Origin of the sequence: Gordonia otitidis, assembly GCF_020735545.1 — a bacterium.
Classification (GTDB): Bacteria; Actinomycetota; Actinomycetes; order Mycobacteriales; family Mycobacteriaceae; genus Gordonia; species Gordonia otitidis.
On sequence record NZ_CP085974.1, the window covers coordinates 1340610 to 1358759 of the forward strand.

Here is an 18150-nt window from a genome sequence, read left to right on the forward strand (position 1 = left end):
CTACCACAGCAAGCACCAGACACGGGAGTACACACATGATCTCGGCCCACGCGATTGCCACCAACGCCTACTCCGCTGCTGCCTACGCGGGCGTCGGGGTGTTGCTGATGCTGATTTCATTCGCTGTCATCGACGTTCTGACGCCGGGCAACCTGCGGCACCAGTTGTGGGTCGACCGGAACCGCAACGCCGGAATCCTGGTCGGTTCTAATCTGGTCGCGGTGGCGATCATCGTCGCCGCTGCGATAGCGGCGAGCGAAGGCCGACTCGGCACCGGATTGGTGTACACCATCGTTTACACGTTCATCGGGCTCGCCGTGATGTGCATCGCGTTCGTCGTCATCGACCTGTTCACTCCCGGCAAACTCGGCGAGATCGTGATCGGCGCCGAGAGCCACCCCGCGGTCTGGGTTCAGGCTGTCTTTCACCTGGGCATCGCCGTCATCGTCGCCGCAGCGATATTGTGACGCTCGCCGACTCGGGGATTGACCCGGCCGACCGTTCGGAACCGAACGCCGACCGCGACGCCGCGCCCCGCTCACGACTCGCGCGAGTCGGACTCCTCGCCGTCGTGTTCGTCTGCGCGGCTTGTGGTCTCGTCTACGAACTGGCGTTGGTGTCGCTGGGTTCGTACCTGATCGGCAACACGGCCACCCAGGCGTCGATCGTTCTGGCCGTCATGGTGTTCGCGATGGGCATCGGTTCGTTGACCGCCAAACCGCTGCAGAAGCACGCGGTCACGGCGTTCGCGGCGATCGAGCTCGCGCTTGCGTTGCTCGGCGGATTGTCGGTGCTCGCGCTGTACGCCGCGTTCGCCTATGTCTCGCTCTACACCCAGGCGCTCGTCGTCGTCGCCTTCGTGCTGGGTCTGCTCATCGGTGCGGAAATCCCATTGCTCATGGTGATGCTGCAACGAATACGGAAGCAGGAGGCCGGTTCCGCGGTTGCCGATCTGTTCGCCGCCGACTACATCGGGGCCCTGATCGGCGGGCTCTGTTTCCCCTTCGTCTTGCTGCCCGTCTTCGGTCAGTTGCGTGGGGCGATCGTGGTGGGTCTGGTCAACGCCGTCGCGGGGTGCTTCCTCGTCTTCGTGATGTTCCGGAAGTCGCTGACGCGCATCGGGTTCGCCGCTCTCGGCGTGGCCGCTGTCGCGGTGATCGCCGTACTGATCGCCACACTCGTCTACGCCGACCGCTTCGAGGTGACCGCGCGACAGGCGATGTATCGCGATCCGATCGTCGCGGCAGAACGTACCCAATACCAGGACATCGTGATCACCGAGCGACGCGTCGGGTCCGGGCGCGACACGCGGCTGTATCTCAACGGCGACCTCCAGTTCGCGTCAAGCGACGAATACCGGTATCACGAGGCGCTTGTCCATCCCGCCATGGCCGACGCCGCGGCACTGAATACCGGCGCCGCCGGCGAGCGATCGCCGTTGTCCGTGCTCATCCTCGGCGGCGGCGACGGCCTCGCGTTGCGAGAGGTGTTGCGCTATCCCGATGCCCGTCCGACACTCGTCGAACTCGATCCCGAGATGATTCGCCTCGCGCGCACGGATGCCAGACTGGCCGACCTCAACCGTGGCTCCATGAACGATCCCCGCGCGCATGTCGTCACCGCCGACGCATTCACCTGGCTGCGGCACCAGCACGACAGATTCGACGTGATCATCGTCGACATGCCCGACGCAGACGAATCAGCCACGGCCAAGCTCTATTCGACAGAGTTCTATTCACTCGTCAGAGCGCATTCCGCGCCGGGCGGGCGGATCGTCGTTCAGGCGGGCTCGCCGTACTTCGCCCCGAAGTCGTACTGGTGCATCGGGTCCACGCTCCGTTCGGCGGGGCTCTTAGTGACGCCCTACCATGTCGACGTCCCGTCGTTCGGTGACTGGGGTTTCTTCCTCGCCGCGAGTGAGGGGGTACCTCCGCGCCTGCACGTCACACCGCCGGGGCCGATGCGTTTTCTCAGTGAACCCGAGTTGACGGCTGCTGCGGTATTCCCGCTGGACCGTCCGCCACTCGACATGCCGCCGTCGACGTTGATGGATCCGCGGATACTCCGTTACGCACAGGGAGAGTGGGCAACCTACTGATTCCCAGCGCAGTCAGCGAGGGTCGACGAAGATGTCGTACTCGACGGGCTCCTGGCCGCCGTAGACGGACAGATCGGTGACGCCGGCTTCGGCCAACGCCTCGACGTCGAGGTAGCACCGGCCGGTGTTAGTCGAGTCCTGTCCGAGTACGGCGACGGCCGCGTCGGCCATGATCTGTGGTGACCGCGAATGCGCGACGGCGTCGTCACCACCGAGCAGGTTGCGCACCGCCGCAGTGGCGATGGTCGATTCGGGCCACAGACAGTTGCTCGCGACCGCCGAGTCGGCGTATTCGGCAGCGAAACCCAGTGCCGCAAGCGTCATTCCGTACTTCGCCAGCATGTACCCCGGATGCTTACCGAGCCATTCAGAGCTCATGTTGAGCGGTGGCGACAGTGTCAAGACATGAGCACTCGGGGACTTGCGCAGGTAGGGCAGGCATTTCTGGGTGAGCAGGAAGGTGCCGCGTACGTTGACCTGCTGCATCAGGTCGAAACGCGACATCGGAAGGTCTTCCGTGGCCGTCAGATTGAGCACACTCGCATTGTTGATGCAGATGTCCACGCCACCGTAGGTGTCGACGGCGGTGTGCACAGCTCGGGTGACGTCGTCCTCGTTGCGTACGTCGCCCACGACACCCGTGGCCGTGCCACCTGCAGCCTCGATCTCGTCGACGGCCGTGTGGATCGTCCCGGGCAGCTTGGGGTGTGGCGCGTCGGTTTTGGCGAGCAGCACGATGTTCGCGCCGCGTGTGCCGAGCGCGGTGGCGATCGCCAGCCCGATCCCCCGGCTACCGCCTGAGATGACGGCGGTGCGCCCGGCAAATGTCTGCTCGGACCCTGTAGACGTTTCTGTGGCCACCGTGGCCCCTCTCCTGTGTCGATTCCGTGGGTCGGCGATCCCATGTCAGAAGCGCACTGTGTACACGAAATCTGTTGTGCGCCCTGCACAATCACACCCGAGCTCAGCTCGAAGCCATGCCGGGTTTCTCCCGAGAGCAGGCTCGCACATCCTCTGGCGAACGTCAAGACCGAGCGTTCGGTCGGCTTGGTCGGCAACGCCAAGCCGGATGTGTCGCGTACCGCTGCGTCACCAGCTCGCCGCAGCCACGCGCCGGAAGTTGCCGCCGGTCACCGCGACGACGTCGGCGTCCGACCATCCCCGCTGCGAGAGGTGTGCGCCGAGGGTGACAAATACTTCCGGGGCCATCCATTCGATCGGCCCCCAGCGCGTGTACGAGTCGTCGAACGACTCCGGGTGATCGCGGATCTCGGCCAGGAAGTCGTCGGCGTCGAAGGAATGGTCGGTGCTCACGCCGACGTGGTCGATCCCGACCAGTTCCACGGCGTATTCGAGGTGACGTGTCATCGCCTCGAGAGTCGGTGTGTTGGGGCCGAGGAAGATCCCCACGCCGGTGATACCGACGACGCCGCCGGTGCGGGCACATTCGCGTGCCTGCTCGTCGGTGATGTTGCGTGGATGGTCCCACACCGAGCGCATGCACGAATGGCTGTAGACGACAGGCTTGGTCGATACCTCGCAGAGGTCGAGCCCCGTACGTGCGCTGCAGTGCGACCCGTCCGGGACCACTCCCGCGGTGTTCAGTTCGCCGACGAGTCGTCGACCCCACGCGGTGAGGCCGGTGTCGGTGGTGTCGAGACAGCCGCTACCGGCGGGATTCGCGTGGTTGTAGGCGGGCAACATGGTTCGCACGCCGAGTTCGACGAGGCGGTGCACGTTGTCGAGGTCGCCGTCGAGAGGGTTGGAGTCCTCGAGGTCGAAGGCGACGGCGATCTGCCCGCGACCGCCGGCGGCATCGATGTCGGAGAGCGACGAGGCCACCGCGAGACGCGGGTGGGCCGCAATGGCAGACCTGAAGTGCTGCAACAGGTTCGTCGAGTCCGCGAAGGTCTGCGGCGAATATCCGACGTTGACCGACACGTACGTCGATCCTGGCCGGGAGAACCTGGTCAGATACCCGACGTCGGCATCGGGCTGCAACGGCAGACAAGCGTGCTGGTCCCAGAGAAGAGTCATCCGGGTTCCTTCCGGTCAAACAGTGGTTTCCGCCGCACGCGGGACGCGTCCTCGCGAGAATGGTCGCATGAACACCGACCTTCTTCGCGCACGCGATGCCTGACGGGATGGCGGTCCTGCTCGCGGTACTCGTGCTCGCCGCGGTGGCGGTGGTCGTCGTGCTCCTACGCACCAGGCGCGTCGTTGCATCACCGACTGAACGCGCCGTACACGCCACGCTGAACACCGCGTCACAGGCCGCTCGTCCGCTGCGCCGCGGCCTGACCGCCGAGTCTGCGTACCAGGCACTCGGGCCACTACGAGCACTCACCGCGACCGATGCGATCGCACTCTACGACGGAGACGGCACGCGTCTGGCCAGCGACGGCGAACCCCATGCCTGGGACGAGCAACTCCTCCACCGAGCCGACGAGATCGCCACCACTGCCGCGACCGAACTGCGTCGCGTCCTCCTGACCGATCCCGTGGGCGCGGACGCGAGGCTACGCGCACTCGTCGCCGAACCGATCGTCGTCGACGACCGCGGTGTCGGCGTGCTGGTCGTCGCGAGTACCAGGCGTCCGGGCCCCGGCATGCTCGGGGCGATCGCCGAGGTCGCCCGCTATGCGTCGAGCCAACTCGAACTCGCCGATCTCGACGCATCTCGTGCCCGCCTCGACCGTGCAGAGGTGCTGGCATTGCGCACAGATCAGTCCGCACTTCATCTACAACGCTCTCAGCACGATCGCATCGTTCGTACGCACCGACCCCGACCGTGCGCGTGAGCTCATCCTCGACTTCGCCGACTTCACCCGGTACTCGTTCCGCGCCGCGGGCGAGTACACGGTGCTCGCCGACGAACTGCGCAACATCGATCGCTACCTCACGCTCGAGCGTGCACGCTTCGGAGCCGCGCTCGATGTGCGGTTGCAGGTGGCCCCGGAGGTACTCGGCGTGGTGCTGCCCTTCTTGGCCCTGCAACCGCTCGTGGAGAATGCCGTGCGCCACGGTGTCGCAGCACGAGGCGGGGGAACGATCTCGATCGTCGCGCGTGACGAAGGCTCCGACTGCGTCATCACCGTCGAAGACGACGGCGTGGGGATGGATCCCGAGGTGCTACGCTCGGGAGACATCGATGCACTCGACGCGTCAACGACCGCACCGTCGAGTGAGACCTCGGGCGCGCGTGTCGGCCTGACCAACGTCGACCACCGCCTGCGCGCGGCGTTCGGCAACGACTACGGTCTTGTGGTCGAGACGGGAATCGGAGCGGGCACGAAAGTCGGGATGCGCGTGCCGAAGTTCCGCGCGGGCGTGCGCGCACAGCACTCCTCGCCCACGCCACCGAGACAGACAGAGGCTGCCGCACAGAGTCAGGAGGCGGGTCCGCGATGACCCTCACCGTTCTCGCCGTCGACGACGAGCCGCCAGCGCTCGACGAGTTGGCATATCTACTCGCTCGTCGATCCGAGGTCGGCGAGGTCGTCCGCGCAGGGGATGCCACCGCTGCGTTGCGTGAACTCGCCGATCATCGGGTGGACGCCATCTTCCTCGACATCAACATGCCAGGGCTGTCCGGCATCGAACTCGCTCGGGTTCTGGCCAGATACTCCGATCCGCCGTCGATCGTCTTCGTCACGGCACACGACGACCGCGCTGTCGATGCATTCGACGTCGGCGCACTCGACTACTTGTTGAAACCGATTCGCGAGGAACGCCTCGGGCAGGCAGTCGACCGTGTGGTCGCCGCGCGATCAGTGGCCCCGGCTGCTCGTCAGGATGCAGCAGACGACGTGATCCCGGTGGAGCTCTCCGGGGTCACCTCGCTGATTCGACGCGACTCGATCTCGTGGGTCGAGGCGGTCGGCGACTACGCCCGCCTGCATTCGGACTCGGGAGCACATCTGGTGCGGATTCCGTTGTCGACACTCGAATCCCGCTGGAGCGAACACGGTTTCACACGGGTCCACCGCTCTTATCTGGTGCATCTGCCGATGGTGAGCGGGATGCGGACGAGTGGATCGGCGACTGTCGTCTGCATACGAGCGAACGGTACGTCGCCGGCAGTGGAGCTTCCGGTGAGTCGACGTCAGTCGCGGGAGCTGAAGGAACGACTGGTACACGACCCGCTGCGCGCCTATCGGGCGTCCGCTGGTGAGGACGCATGAGTCAACCGTCGACTCCTCGCCGAGAACGGGTTGTCCTTGCACAACGCCGTGGTGCGCGCATGGTCCGCACCAGAATCGAGGTGCAGGAACAGACCGAGGTCGGCGATGCACTGGTACGAGGCCTGATGCGCGCACAGCTCGGGCTCGCGCTGCGGCTCGGTATCACGACGTCGCTGTTGATCGCGGTCATCCCGCTGCTGGGCATACTGTTTCCCACCCTGAGCACCGCCAGATTCCTGGGAATCCAACTGAATTGGCTGGTGCTCGGTGTGTTGATCTATCCGATGCTCTATCTGGTCGGGCGCGTGTACGTCCGGTTCGCCGACCAGGCCGAAGACGACTTCCTCGGACTCGTCGACGACGATGCCGAGAGCTCGGCCGAAGTCGACTCTGACGTCGCGAACGACGACAGTGACGGTGAGACTGTATGACCGACAACGGCATTCGTGTTCTCACCGCGCTGGCGCTGCTCGCTGCAGCGGTCGCGACGGTCGTCGTCGGCGCGTACGGCGGCAGGCGCTCACGTACCACCTCCGATTTCCTGGTGGCCTCGCGAGCCGTCGGAGCGCGACGCAATGCGGCGGCGATCTCCGGCGAATACCTCTCCGCGGCGTCGTTTCTCGGAGTAGCGGGACTGGTCGCGAAGTACGGCGCCGACGCGCTGTGGTACCCGGTGGGCTTCACCGCCGGATATCTCGGCCTGCTGATGTTCGTCGCGGCGCCGTTGCGTCGCTCGGGCGCCTACACCGTGCCCGACTTCGCGGAGTTCAGGCTCGGCTCGAGGACAGCACGGCGCACAGCGATGGTGGTGGTGGTCGTCGTCTGTCTGCTGTACCTCATTCCGCAGCTGCAGGGTGCGGGACTGACGCTCAACATCCTCCTCGGCGCCCCCGTGTGGGTGGGTGTCGTGGTCGTGGGGGCGATCGTCGTCGTCAACGTAATCGGTGGCGGCATGCGTTCCATCACCTTCGTGCAGGCCTTCCAGTACTGGCTGAAGTTGACCGCCATCGGCATTCCGACGATCGCTCTGGTGGCCGTGTTCTTCGCCGATCGGCCGGCGCTGGGCGAGCCCGCGCCACCGCGTGTCTCCGCGGCGACAACCGTGGAGGTGACCACCGACGTCGTCGTTGCCGTTCCGGAGACGATCGGCGTGGAGGTGACCGGCACTCTCGACGGCCGACCCGTACACGACGCCCCCTTCCCCACCGCGGGCGAGCACACCGTCTCGGCAGGCAGCACGCTGTACCTACAGGCAGGCGCGGCGACGCCGGTGGTGGCGGGCGCACCAACGACAGGCGAGCGCTGGCTCGCGTCCGGCGGGGGATTCGGCGGCCCGCATGCGCTCTACGCCGTCTTCTCGCTGATCGTCGCGACGTTTCTGGGTGTGATGGGGTTGCCGCACGTGTTGGTGCGGTTCTACACCAACCCGGACGGGCGCTCGGCACGCCGCACGGCACTGACTGTCATCGTTCTGCTCGCGGTGTTCTACCTGTTCCCGCTTCTGCTCGGCGTGTTGGCGAGGGTCTACGTACCGCAACTCCTGATCACCGGGACGTCCGACGCGGCCGTGTTGTTGCTGCCGAGCGCGGCGGTCGGCGGTATCGCCGGTGAGTTGTTCGCCGCACTGGTCGCTGCGGGTGCCATCGCCGCGTTCCTCGCGACGTCGTCAGGGCTGCTCATCAGTGTGGCCGGTGCGTTGTCGACGGATGTGCTTCCCGGGCGGGTCCGTGACTTCCGGCTGGCAGCCGCGATCGGTGGTGTCCTCGCGATCGGCATCTCTTTCGCGGCGTCGGGACTCGAGTTGTCGCGCACCGTCGGATTCGTCTTCGCAGTGGCCGCGTCGACGCTGTGTCCGCTTCTGATGCTGGGCATCTGGTGGCGGGGCCTGACCCCCGCAGGTGCCATTGCAGGTCTCGCGGTCGGTGGTGTGTCGTCGGGCGTCGCGACGTCGTTGGCCGTTGCCGGGGTCGTCGACGACGCTGCCGGTCACGGATGGCCGGCGGCGATCATCGGATATCCGGCCGCCGTGACGGTGCCACTGGCGTTCGCCACCATGATCTGCGTGAGCGCGGCGACCCGTCGAACCCGACCCACCGACGTCTCACGCATCTTCGCGCGGATGCATGTGCCGGAACGTCTCGGCATGGGTGTCGAACGAGTGCCACGCGGTCAGTGAGATCGCGTCCCACGCGGAGCGGCAACGGATACGGGACGACCTCGCCTGACCGCTCGTCTGCCCTGACCACTCGTCTACGCTGACTACTCGTCTGCGCTGACCGCTCGTCTGCGCTGACCGCTCGTCTGCGCTGACCGACCGTTCGGCGCACGATCAGCGAGCTTCGTCGTGTGATCCACGACACCCCATTGCGGGTGATCTACCTCTCTTTCATGGTTACCGGGTATCCACATCACACGAATTCCTTCGGAGGCACCGTGTCAACCACTGAACGAGTACCGCAGGCGCAGAATGCGCCGACGGGTGAACAGTTCCTCGAGATGCAGCACAGCGAACAATTCCAGGATCTCCGTCGGACGTTGCGTCGCTTCGTCTTTCCGATGGCCGCATTCTTTCTGGTCTGGTACGGCATCTACGTGGCGCTCGGCGCCTTCGCCCACGACTTCATGGCAACGCCGGTGTGGGGCAACATCAACGTCGGTCTGGTCCTCGGCCTGCTGCAGTTCGTCTCCACATTCGTCATCACGGGCGCATACGTCCGCTTCGCCAACCGCGAACTCGATCCCAGGGCCGCCGCTCTGCGCGCGGAGATGGACACCGAGGTGGCCAACGAGGAGGTGGCCCGGTGAGCTCGTCGTCGACCCTGCATCTCGCCGCCGGAACGGTGGGCAACCCGGCCGCCAACATCGCGATCTTCATCGCATTCGTCGCGATCACGATGTTCGTGGTGATCCGAGCGAGCCGCAACAACTCCACTGCCGCGGACTATTTCACCGGAGGTCGTGCCTTCTCCGGCCCGCAGAACGGAATCGCGATCGCGGGTGACTATCTGTCCGCGGCCAGCTTCCTCGGTATCGCCGGCGCCATCGCCGTCTACGGATACGACGGCTTCCTGTACTCGATCGGATTCCTGGTCGCATGGTTGGTCGCACTGCTGCTGGTGGCCGAACTGCTGCGCAACACCGGCAAGTTCACGATGGCCGACGTCTTGAGCTTCCGACTGCGGCAGCGGCCGGTGCGGCTCGCCGCAGCGATCTCGACTCTCGTGGTCTCGCTGTTCTATCTGTTGGCTCAGATGGCCGGCGCTGGTGGCCTCGTTGCTCTTCTGCTCGACGTCGAGTCGCGGACAGGCCAGTCGATCGTGATCGCGGTCGTCGGCGCATTGATGATCGTCTACGTATTGGTCGGCGGCATGAAGGGCACGACGTGGGTCCAGATCATCAAGGCCGTCCTACTCATCGCGGGTGCGGCGATAATGACCGCGATCGTGTTGGGCAAGTTCGGGATGAACTTCTCGGAGATCCTCGGTTCTGCTCAGCATGCGATCTCGGGATCGTCGAGTGAGAAGATCGCCTCCCGCGATGTCCTCGCGCCCGGCGCCAAGTACGGCGGGTCGTTCGAGTCGAAGATCAACTTCATCTCGCTGGCCATCGCCCTCGTACTCGGCACCGCAGGACTGCCGCATGTGCTGATGCGCTTCTACACGGTGCCCACCGCCAAGGAGGCCCGCCGGTCGGTGGTCTGGGCGATCGCACTGATCGGTGCGTTCTACCTCTTCACCCTCGTCCTCGGTTACGGCGCCGCAGCCATCGTCGGTCCCGATCGCATCATGTCCGCTGCGGGCAAGGAGAACGCCGCGGCACCGTTGCTCGCCTTCGAACTCGGCGGTGTGGTGCTGCTCGGAGTGATCTCCGCTGTCGCCTTCGCGACAATCCTCGCGGTGGTGGCCGGCTTGACCATCACGGCATCAGCGTCGTTCGCGCACGACATCTACGGCAGTGTCATCAAGCGCGGCAAGGCAAGCGAGGCCGACCAGGTTCGCGTGTCCCGGGTGGCGGCGGTGACGCTCGGCGTGTTGGGCATCGTTCTCGGCATCCTGGCGAACGGGCAGAATGTGGCATTCCTGGTCGCACTCGCGTTCGCGATCGCCGCGGCGGCGAACCTGCCGACGATCTTGTTCTCGCTGTACTGGAAGCGGTTCAACACGCGCGGCGCGCTGTGGAGCATCTACGGCGGACTCGGGCTGACGCTGATCCTGATCATCTTCTCTCCTGCGGTGTCGGGCAAGGCCACATCGATGCTCCCCGGTTCCGACTTCGCGTGGTTCCCGCTGGAGAACCCCGGCATCGTGGCGATACCCATCGCGTTCCTGCTCGGGATCGTCGGCACCCTCACTGCTCCGAAGGACCGCGGCACACCCGAACGCAACGCGGAGATGGAGGTACGGTCCCTCACCGGTATCGGCGCGGAAAAGGCTGTGGCGCACTGACCTCGACGGTGACAGCTCGCCGGGTACTCGAGACACTCGAGTGCCCGGCGGTCTCGTGTGATCGGCGGACGGGCGATCTCGACACTCGATTCAGCGGACGTCCTGGATTCGCGCGAACGGGCAGGCCGCCTCCAGTTCGACAGCCAGCTCGAGCAGTGTGCGCTCGTCGCCGAGGTCGGCACAAAAGTGCACGCCGATCGGCAGGCCCGTCGACGACTGCGCGAGCGGCAGGCTGACGGCGGGTGTACCGGAGGTGTTGTTGATGGGAGTGAACGAGACATAGCGGATGAGTCGATCGAAGATGACGTCGAAGTCGCCTGCGGGATCGAGGTATCCGATCTCCGGGGTGGTGTGCGCGAGCGTCGGTGACAGCACGACGTCGAATCGGGTGAACAGCTCTCGGAATGCTGTGGTCGATCGCTTCAACGCGCGCATCATCGAAGGTGTGTGCCACATCCGACGCAGGTACTTACGAGAGAGCCCGAGCGTGAATGCGTCGAGCTTCGAACGGTCGAACTCCTTGCCGTAGGAACGTTTTCCGAAGTGGTCGATGAAGAATGCCAACAGCGCCCAGTACTCGGTGAAGTCGTCGACGTAGCGCCTGTCCACCGGAACCGGCACATGCTCGACGCCGTGGCCGAGTGACTCGAGTAGCTGGGCGACGCTCGCGACCGCATTCTCGGTGTCGCGGTCGAGAAGTTGTCCGGTGATCGGTTCGGTCATCATCGCGACGCGCAGGCGACGACGAATGGGAGTGTCGGCCAGTCCAGTTCCCGGGAGATCTCGTGCGGGGTGGAATTTCTCGGCATCGGCGAGGAAGTGCGCGGTGTCCCGGACCGATCGGCTCACGATTCCGTTGGCGATGAGATCGATGGGCATCTGCTCGGATTCCGCCGTCAACAGCAGCCGACCACGGCTCGGCTTGAATCCCACCAGACCGCATGCTGCCGCAGGGATACGGATCGAACCGCCACCGTCGTTCGCGTGAGCGATCGGCAGCGCTCCCGCGGCGACCAGCGCCGCCGATCCGCCCGATGACGCACCGCAGGAGTAATCGGTGTCCCACGGATTGCGCGTCGGCTCTCTGTCCACGAATTCCGTTGTCGCAGTGAGCCCGAACGCCGGAAGGGTGGATGCACCGACAACGTTGACGCCGGTCGAGCAGAACTGCTCGAGGAGTGGTTCGGTCTCCGTCGCTGATCGATCAGGCGTCGCAGCAGAACCGTTGCGCGTCGGTATCCCTGCAAATCCGGTGTTGTTCTTCACGATCGAGGGGACACCGGCGAAGGAGCCCATTCCGAAGTCGGCATCGACGGCGCGCTTGCGGGCGCGCTCACGGTCGTCGAAGGCGACCGCATTGAGCGCGGAATTCACCGAGTCGATGCGATCGAGCGCGGCGTCGACCGCTTCGACCGCCGAGATCTCGCCTGCCGCGATGGTCGCGCCGACACCCACCCCGTCGAGTTCGCCGAGCGCGTCGTCGCGGAAGGCATGTACATGCTGCATGGGCCGAAGCCTAGTCATGGAGGGCGGCCCGCAGAGCAGGACCGACAGAACCGGTCTCAGGTGCGTCTACTCACCGCACCATAGCCATGACATCTGCAGCGAGGTCGGTGGCGTAGTCGTCGTCGATCGGCAGCGCGAAGACCGCATGGTGGTAGAGCGGGGCGATGATGTGATCGAGTACCTGCCGCACACTGGGCGTCTGTTCTCCGCGCGCAGCGGCGCGCTCGATCATCCGCGTCGCCTGCTCCCGCCTGATCTCCCAGCACGGACACGCTTCGACGATGCCGTCACGTGCCGACGCCATCGCACGCAGATAGGCCCGGCGCTTCGGCCGAGCGATGTCGGAAGCGATGATGCGTGACCAGTCACCGAGATCATCGGCGAGTATGCCGTGATCGGGCAGTTCCTCCCCCTGCGTCAGCGCAGCCACCGCGACTTCTTCGAGCAGGTCGCCGATGGTCCCCCATCTGCGGTAGATGCTGGTGGGGTTCACTCCGGCGAGTTCTGCGACCTGCGGGATGGTCATGGTCTCGCGTTCACCGCCACCGACGAGCTGACCGACCGCCGTGTACACCGCGCTCTGCACACGGGCACTGCGTCCACCCGGGCGCTTGCCGTGCGTGTGAGCGGTTGCCTGCGACGTTCCAGCCATGCGACCATTATTGCAAAGTTTGTTGCTTTTAGGGCAAGCCCCACATACATTGAGCTTAATGCAATCGGGATTGCTTTAGGAGGCACCGTGACGGCCACAGCGGAAACCGCTACTCGACGACGCCGCGGCGCTCGTCCGCTGCACCCCCACCGCGCATTCTGGATCGTCACGGCAACCATGATCACGGTGCTCTTCGCCTCCGCGGCGCCGTCACCGCTGTACCCCGTCTACCAACAGCTGTGGGACTTCTCGCCGTTCACCCTCACCGTCGTCTTCGCGGTCTACGTGGCGACGATGCTGGTCAGTTTGCTCACGGTCGGCTCACTCTCCGATCACATCGGACGACGGCCAGTCCTCGCCGTGGCCCTCGTCCTACTCATCGCCAGCATGGTGCTGTTCGTCGTCGCCGACAGCGTCGGACTCCTGATCGCCGCCCGCGCACTGCAGGGCCTGGCAACCGGCGCGGCGATCGGCACGCTGACCGCGACCGTCGTCGACATGCAACCGTCCCAGCGCCTCGGTTCGGCGATCACCGGAGCCGGACCGACGGTCGGACTCGCGGGAGGCGTCGTCGTCGCCGGAATACTCGTTCAGTACGCGCCCCAGCCGAGGTTTCTGGTGTACGAGCTGACCCTCGCGGCATTCGCGATCCTGCTCGTCGCACTTCTGATCGTCCCGGAGACGTCACAACGCGTCGGATTCGATTCGCACCGCCATATGTGGCGAACCCTCGTCCCCCAGGCGTCGGTGCCGTCGGCCCTGCAGCGTCTGTTCCTGACGGCGATCCCCGCGTTCGTGGCCACCTGGTCGATGGGAGGCCTCTATCTCTCCCTCGGGTCGTCGGTGGTGGCACGTGTGTTCGGCATCGCCAACCACGGCGCCGCCGGTGCAGTCCTGTTCGTGTTCTTCGCCTCGGGCGCGGTCACGTCCCTCACCATCACAGCCTGGGGTGCCGATACGAAGCTCACGTTCGGCTACCCGGCACTCGCCGGCGGCGCGATCATCTCCCTGGCAGGTGTGCTCACCTCGCTGCTCCCGCTCTACATCATCGGGTCGATCATCGCGGGGTCGGGCTTTGCCGGAACATTCCTCGGCGCGCTGGACAGCATCAGCGATCAGACGCCACCGCATCAGCGGGGGCAGGTCTTCTCTGCCGTCTTCATCACGAGCTACATCGCGTTCAGCGTGCCGGCTGTGATCGCGGGGCTCGTTGTGTCGCACATCGGGTTACAGGAAACCGTCGTCTGCTACGTGGCGTACGTACTCGTCGTCACGGTGCTCGGCGCGGGCGTCACCGCATGGACTCGGCGCAGGCGGGGCCAAGAAGGCGAGTGAGCGCAATCACATTGCGCCAGCACGGATCGACAGATCACCCCTGCGGGTACGGCGCCAGAGGTGAGCGCCGCAATCCGATGAACCACCAACGCGAGGTCGATCACCGAACAAGCTGTCACACAGCGTATTTCGAAAGCGCCCAGTAGGTCGACCGTCGCAGTCCAGACGACGACCTTCGTTCGACGGACGAAAAATACTGGCGTCTAATGTAACTCGCGTATACGCGCTCTGTCCTCCGTTCGTCCGATACGACCAAGTCCTGATGGCACACGCGTCTGATGAACGCTAATCTCGAGCCACGGGACGTGGGGGGCCACCCGCGACCGCCACCACGGTCAACGCCGATCGGCACACACGATCTACTCCCCCTCTTGGTCCGTCATCGCCAACGAGACATGCCGATGACCGTCCGCACTGCGCTCCGCTTGTCATCCCGGAAACGTTGTCATCCCGGAAGCGTCGTCATCCCTGAAACCGCTGAGTTCCAACTCATCCGGAGGCCATCCGCCATGCCCGAAGAACCTGCGACGTCCGTCGCGATGCCACCGGCAAGCCATGCCATGCCGGCCCCGCCGGAGCTTGCACGCCCGCCGCGTCACCATCATCGGCCCGCTGATGACGAGTCCGAAATCGAAGTCGTCGAGGCACTGGTCTCACATCTGGGCCAACCGGTGGTCTCCGACTCCCACAAACGGGAACGCCCGCGGTTCCTCGTCGTCCTCACTCCCGGTGACCACGACGAGTACGGCACACTGCGCGACCCAGCCCTGCTCCGCGCGCTGGCTCAGGGACTGCGCAGCGAGGTGGCAGCGAGCCTGCTTCACCTGGAGAACGTGTGGGTCGACACCGAGCAGCACATCGTCGTGGCACTGATGTCGGCGAAGAACGCTCGTGAACTGCGCACACGAGTCACGTCGATCTGCGATTCACTGACCAATGTCCCGTGGTCGCTCACCGACGGCAGCACTCATCGGGTAGACCTGGGAGCGGGCTACTCCCGGATTCCGGACACGATCACGGCCGACCGTGCAATTGAAATAGCCTCCACCACTGCCAAATCCGCTCAGCAGTCACTCACCCGGCGCGATCTGGTATGCCTCGGTCCGCAACGGACGGCACACCATTGGACGCTCCTCCCATCTCGCTTACGCCTTCCGCTGCAGATAATCGCAGTGCTCTGCCTCAGCACTGTGGGACCGTTCCTGATCATGCGATTGACCTATGCGTTCGGCTTCGACAGCGCGACATTGTTTTACGTCGGAGTCGTTGTGGCCCTTGCCTTCACCGCAATTCTCATCTGGACGGAATCGCTACACGCACTGACGCCGATGACGCTGCCACCGACTCCGGAGACCCGGCCGCCAGTGGCGACAGCCATCGTTGCGGCTTACCTCCCCAACGAGGCGGACACCATCGTCGAGACACTCGCACACGTCCTGGGACAGGACTACCCGGGTGAGCTACAGGTGATTCTCGCCTACAACTCCCCAGTAGAGCTCCCGGTGGAAGCGCAACTACGACAGCTGGTGCGAGTCCACCCAGAGCTCGAGATCCTCAAGGTAGGTGACAGCACGTCGAAAGCGCAGAATGTCAACGCGGCGTTGCAGATCGCTCGCGGCGAGTTCATCGGTGTCTTCGATGCCGATCATCATCCCGTCCCCGGATCGTTTACTCGCGCATGGCACTGGATCGCCGACGGCGCCGATGTCGTGCAGGGCCACTGTGTGGTGCGCAACGGAGACGACTCGCTCATCGCTCGTGCAGTGACCATCGAGTTCGAGCAGATCTACGCGGTCAGCCATCCAGGACGTAGCAGTTTGCACGACTTCGGCATCTTCGGTGGCTCGAATGGCTACTGGCGTGCGACAACGCTTCGCCGGGTGCGTATGCGGGTCGACCGGTTGACGGAGGACATCGACGCGTCCATCCGCTCGATCCTCACCGGCGCCAGTATCGTCAGCGATCCCGGGCTGATCAGTCGAGAACTCGCCCCGGTCACGCTCTCTGCGCTGTGGCGGCAGCGGATGCGCTGGGCACAGGGCTGGTTTCAGGTGTCCATGCGCCAACTCCCATCGGCGATGACGTGCCGTTCGGTGAGTGTGCGTCAACGGCTCGGAATGTTCGTGCTGTTCGCGTGGCGTGAGGTCTACCCGTGGATCTCACCGATGATCATCGGAGTACTCGCCTTCCTCTGGTGGCGGGACGGGAGCCTGTCATGGTCGTCGCCATTGTTCCTGTTGACCACCCTGTACACGCTGGCCGCCGGACCGATCCAGATCATGTTCGCCTGGCGGCTCTCGGTGCCGGAGGTACGAGAACGCAAGTGGTGGTTCGTCTGGTATCTGCTCATCGCGTCTCCGATCTACAACGAGTGGAAGAACCTCGTCGCACGCGTCGCACAGGTGAAAGAGATCATGGGAGAACACGAATGGCATGTCACTCCTCGAGGGACCATGCGGGCATTCGTACCGTCGACAGCCGGTGATCCGCAGTCGGGCTCGACCGGTGTGGCGCCACATCGCCAGATCATCGCAGGCGCGGTGACCGCACCTGTGACCGCCGACAGGAGCCTCGCATGACCCAGCATACAACCACGGACGCAACAGCTTTCGCTCGTCATCGGTCACCCAGGAGTGCGATACCCTTCGTCGCACGGTTTGATCCGGTCGCCCCGGCCCACCGCCGACGGTTCCCGCTCGATCCGGTGCGCGCGATCGCGGCCATGGTGGTGATCGTGACGCATGTGCACAGCAACCAACTGCTGACCATCACCCATCCGAGCGATGGTGAGGTCCGCCTCAATCACACGCTCGAAGTGTTCGCAGACGCGTCGGTGACGGTGTTCTTCGTCCTGAGTGCATTCGTGCTGTATTTGCCTGCCGCCCGCGCCGCGATGGCGGGCAGGAATTCGACGACGTGGAAGGACATGCTGCTGCGCCGAATCGTGCGTCTGTTACCGCTGTACTTCATCGTGGTGCTCGTCGTGTGGTCAGCAACCAACACCCGGCTTCCAGGGACGTGGCAGGACCTCCTGCTACACATGTCCATGCTGCACGTTTACAGCGACCGCTACATCTTCTGGACCGATGGCCCCGCGTGGTCGCTCGCCGTCGAGTTCCACTTCTACGTTCTCATGGCGATCGTGACGCCCCTCGCCACGGCATGGGCGATCCAGAGCCATTCGCCCCGTATTCGTATCGCACGGATGTCGGCATTCCCAGCGGTCCTCGCTGTCGCGGGCGTCGTCTATCTGATGTGGGCTGTGCGGACCTATTCGCACGACCGCTGGAGTGTGTGGTTCGGCCCACTGGGAATGATGTCCATCTTCGCCATGGGCATGGCCTTGGCGGTCGCGGTGGCAGGAGGCGTCGAATTGCGGAGCGCGTGGGTTCGTCGATCACTCGCCCTCGGAGCGCTGGGCGTGTTCGTCCTGGTCGCCACGCTCCGCGACCCGCTGAACACCTCCGACCAACTGTGGCGCCTCGCACTGGGAGTGGCGTCAGCAGCACTCATCTCCTCGATCGTGATGACGACCGGTCAGGTACCGCGGTGGTTGACCTGGCGACCGTTGGTCGCACTCGGCGTGTTCAGTTACGGGATGTATCTGCTGCACGAACCACTCATGCGATTCGCACGGTGGGTGGGTGTACTGCTCCCTGGCGACCTCGGGATCGGCGGTTTCATCGGTTCGGCTGCCGTCGTGCTCACTCTCACGATCTTTGCCGCGAGGTTCAGCTTCAACTACGTCGAGTCGAATGCGATGCGCATCCTGTCGACGTTCGAGACCGGCGGCAGGTTCCGCGAGTACTACTCCCGCACGCTTGACACGGCCGAACTACCGGACAACCGCAAACTCTCGACGGCCACGTCAGCCTCCGCCGGATCGCACGACTAGGGCACGATCGGGCGCCAACCATCGTGCCCGTACTT

At 64.9% G+C, this 18150-nt stretch carries 14 protein-coding genes and 1 pseudogene; 11 read left to right on the forward strand and 4 right to left on the reverse strand.

The window, feature by feature from the left end; translation table 11 throughout:
- The first annotated feature begins 35 nt into the window (after nt 1–35).
- A complete protein-coding gene (locus LK459_RS06085) occupies nt 36–467 on the forward strand; it encodes a DUF350 domain-containing protein (RefSeq protein ID WP_007239859.1) in 432 nt (143 codons plus the stop codon).
- Nucleotides 464–2098, forward strand: a complete 1635-nt coding sequence (locus LK459_RS06090; RefSeq protein WP_007239860.1) for a polyamine aminopropyltransferase — start codon at nt 464–466, stop codon at nt 2096–2098. The genes LK459_RS06085 and LK459_RS06090 overlap by 4 nt, the downstream gene beginning before the upstream one ends.
- Nucleotides 2099–2110: 12 nt before the next feature.
- Here LK459_RS06090 and LK459_RS06095 read toward each other — a convergent pair whose 3' ends face one another.
- Together LK459_RS06095 and LK459_RS06100 are read right to left on the reverse strand one after the other, a co-directional pair.
- Nucleotides 2111–2959: an SDR family oxidoreductase gene (locus LK459_RS06095; protein WP_227922286.1), complete on the reverse strand. Its 849-nt coding sequence runs from the start codon at nt 2957–2959 to the stop codon at nt 2111–2113.
- 228 nt (nt 2960–3187) lie between these two features.
- Entirely contained in the window at nt 3188–4135 is a 948-nt protein-coding gene (locus LK459_RS06100) for a dipeptidase (protein ID WP_007239863.1), read from the reverse strand.
- Between the two features lie 95 nt (nt 4136–4230).
- Here LK459_RS06100 and LK459_RS06105 point away from each other — a divergent pair.
- The 6 genes and pseudogenes from LK459_RS06105 (at nt 4231) to LK459_RS06130 (ending at nt 10727) form a co-directional block, all read left to right on the forward strand.
- Nucleotides 4231–5509, forward strand: a pseudogene (locus LK459_RS06105) (sensor histidine kinase).
- On the forward strand, nt 5506–6282 hold the full coding sequence (locus LK459_RS06110) for a LytR/AlgR family response regulator transcription factor (protein WP_007239865.1): 777 nt from the start codon (nt 5506–5508) through the stop codon (nt 6280–6282). The pseudogene LK459_RS06105 and the gene LK459_RS06110 overlap by 4 nt, the downstream one beginning before the upstream one ends.
- Nucleotides 6279–6713, forward strand: a complete 435-nt coding sequence (locus LK459_RS06115; protein WP_007239866.1) for a hypothetical protein — start codon at nt 6279–6281, stop codon at nt 6711–6713. The genes LK459_RS06110 and LK459_RS06115 overlap by 4 nt, the downstream gene beginning before the upstream one ends.
- Entirely contained in the window at nt 6710–8458 is a 1749-nt protein-coding gene (locus LK459_RS06120; RefSeq protein WP_007239867.1) for a sodium/solute symporter, read from the forward strand. The genes LK459_RS06115 and LK459_RS06120 overlap by 4 nt, the downstream gene beginning before the upstream one ends.
- A 257-nt stretch (nt 8459–8715) precedes the next feature.
- Entirely contained in the window at nt 8716–9087 is a 372-nt protein-coding gene (locus LK459_RS06125) for a DUF485 domain-containing protein (protein WP_039994280.1), read from the forward strand.
- Nucleotides 9084–10727 (forward strand): solute symporter family protein, encoded by a 1644-nt coding sequence (locus LK459_RS06130; protein WP_227922289.1) that lies wholly within the window; start codon nt 9084–9086, stop codon nt 10725–10727. The genes LK459_RS06125 and LK459_RS06130 overlap by 4 nt, the downstream gene beginning before the upstream one ends.
- Before the next feature lie 90 nt (nt 10728–10817).
- On the opposite strand, the gene LK459_RS06135 is transcribed toward LK459_RS06130, so the two are convergent.
- Together LK459_RS06135 and LK459_RS06140 are read right to left on the reverse strand one after the other, a co-directional pair.
- Nucleotides 10818–12233 (reverse strand): amidase, encoded by a 1416-nt coding sequence (locus tag LK459_RS06135; RefSeq protein WP_227922292.1) that lies wholly within the window; start codon nt 12231–12233, stop codon nt 10818–10820.
- Nucleotides 12234–12303: 70 nt separating this feature from the next.
- Nucleotides 12304–12885: a TetR-like C-terminal domain-containing protein gene (locus tag LK459_RS06140; RefSeq protein WP_007240162.1), complete on the reverse strand. Its 582-nt coding sequence runs from the start codon at nt 12883–12885 to the stop codon at nt 12304–12306.
- Nucleotides 12886–12972: 87 nt separating this feature from the next.
- Here LK459_RS06140 and LK459_RS06145 point away from each other — a divergent pair, with 87 nt between their 5' ends.
- From LK459_RS06145 to LK459_RS06155, 3 genes are all read left to right on the forward strand, one after another.
- Complete coding sequence (locus LK459_RS06145) at nt 12973–14220, forward strand: MFS transporter (protein ID WP_039994337.1); 1248 nt, start codon at nt 12973–12975, stop codon at nt 14218–14220.
- Nucleotides 14221–14729: 509 nt separating this feature from the next.
- Nucleotides 14730–16799: a glycosyltransferase family 2 protein gene (locus LK459_RS06150; RefSeq protein ID WP_169315830.1), complete on the forward strand. Its 2070-nt coding sequence runs from the start codon at nt 14730–14732 to the stop codon at nt 16797–16799.
- Nucleotides 16796–18115: an acyltransferase family protein gene (locus LK459_RS06155; RefSeq protein WP_007240165.1), complete on the forward strand. Its 1320-nt coding sequence runs from the start codon at nt 16796–16798 to the stop codon at nt 18113–18115. Before LK459_RS06150 ends, LK459_RS06155 begins: the two co-directional genes overlap by 4 nt.
- Nucleotides 18116–18150 lie beyond the last annotated feature (35 nt).

Excerpts from the sequence above, each read along its gene's own strand:
- LK459_RS06085 (WP_007239859.1), top strand. The coding sequence starts at position 36 with ATGATCTCGGCCCACGCGATTGCCACCAACGCCTACTCCGCTGCTGCC.
- LK459_RS06100 (WP_007239863.1), bottom strand. The coding sequence starts at position 4,135 with ATGACTCTTCTCTGGGACCAGCACGCTTGTCTGCCGTTGCAGCCCGAT.
- LK459_RS06110 (WP_007239865.1), top strand. The coding sequence starts at position 5,506 with ATGACCCTCACCGTTCTCGCCGTCGACGACGAGCCGCCAGCGCTCGAC.
- LK459_RS06115 (WP_007239866.1), top strand. The coding sequence starts at position 6,279 with ATGAGTCAACCGTCGACTCCTCGCCGAGAACGGGTTGTCCTTGCACAA.
- LK459_RS06120 (WP_007239867.1), top strand. The coding sequence starts at position 6,710 with ATGACCGACAACGGCATTCGTGTTCTCACCGCGCTGGCGCTGCTCGCT.
- LK459_RS06135 (WP_227922292.1), bottom strand. The coding sequence starts at position 12,233 with ATGCAGCATGTACATGCCTTCCGCGACGACGCGCTCGGCGAACTCGAC.
- LK459_RS06140 (WP_007240162.1), bottom strand. The coding sequence starts at position 12,885 with ATGGCTGGAACGTCGCAGGCAACCGCTCACACGCACGGCAAGCGCCCG.
- LK459_RS06150 (WP_169315830.1), top strand. The coding sequence starts at position 14,730 with ATGCCCGAAGAACCTGCGACGTCCGTCGCGATGCCACCGGCAAGCCAT.
- LK459_RS06155 (WP_007240165.1), top strand. The coding sequence starts at position 16,796 with ATGACCCAGCATACAACCACGGACGCAACAGCTTTCGCTCGTCATCGG.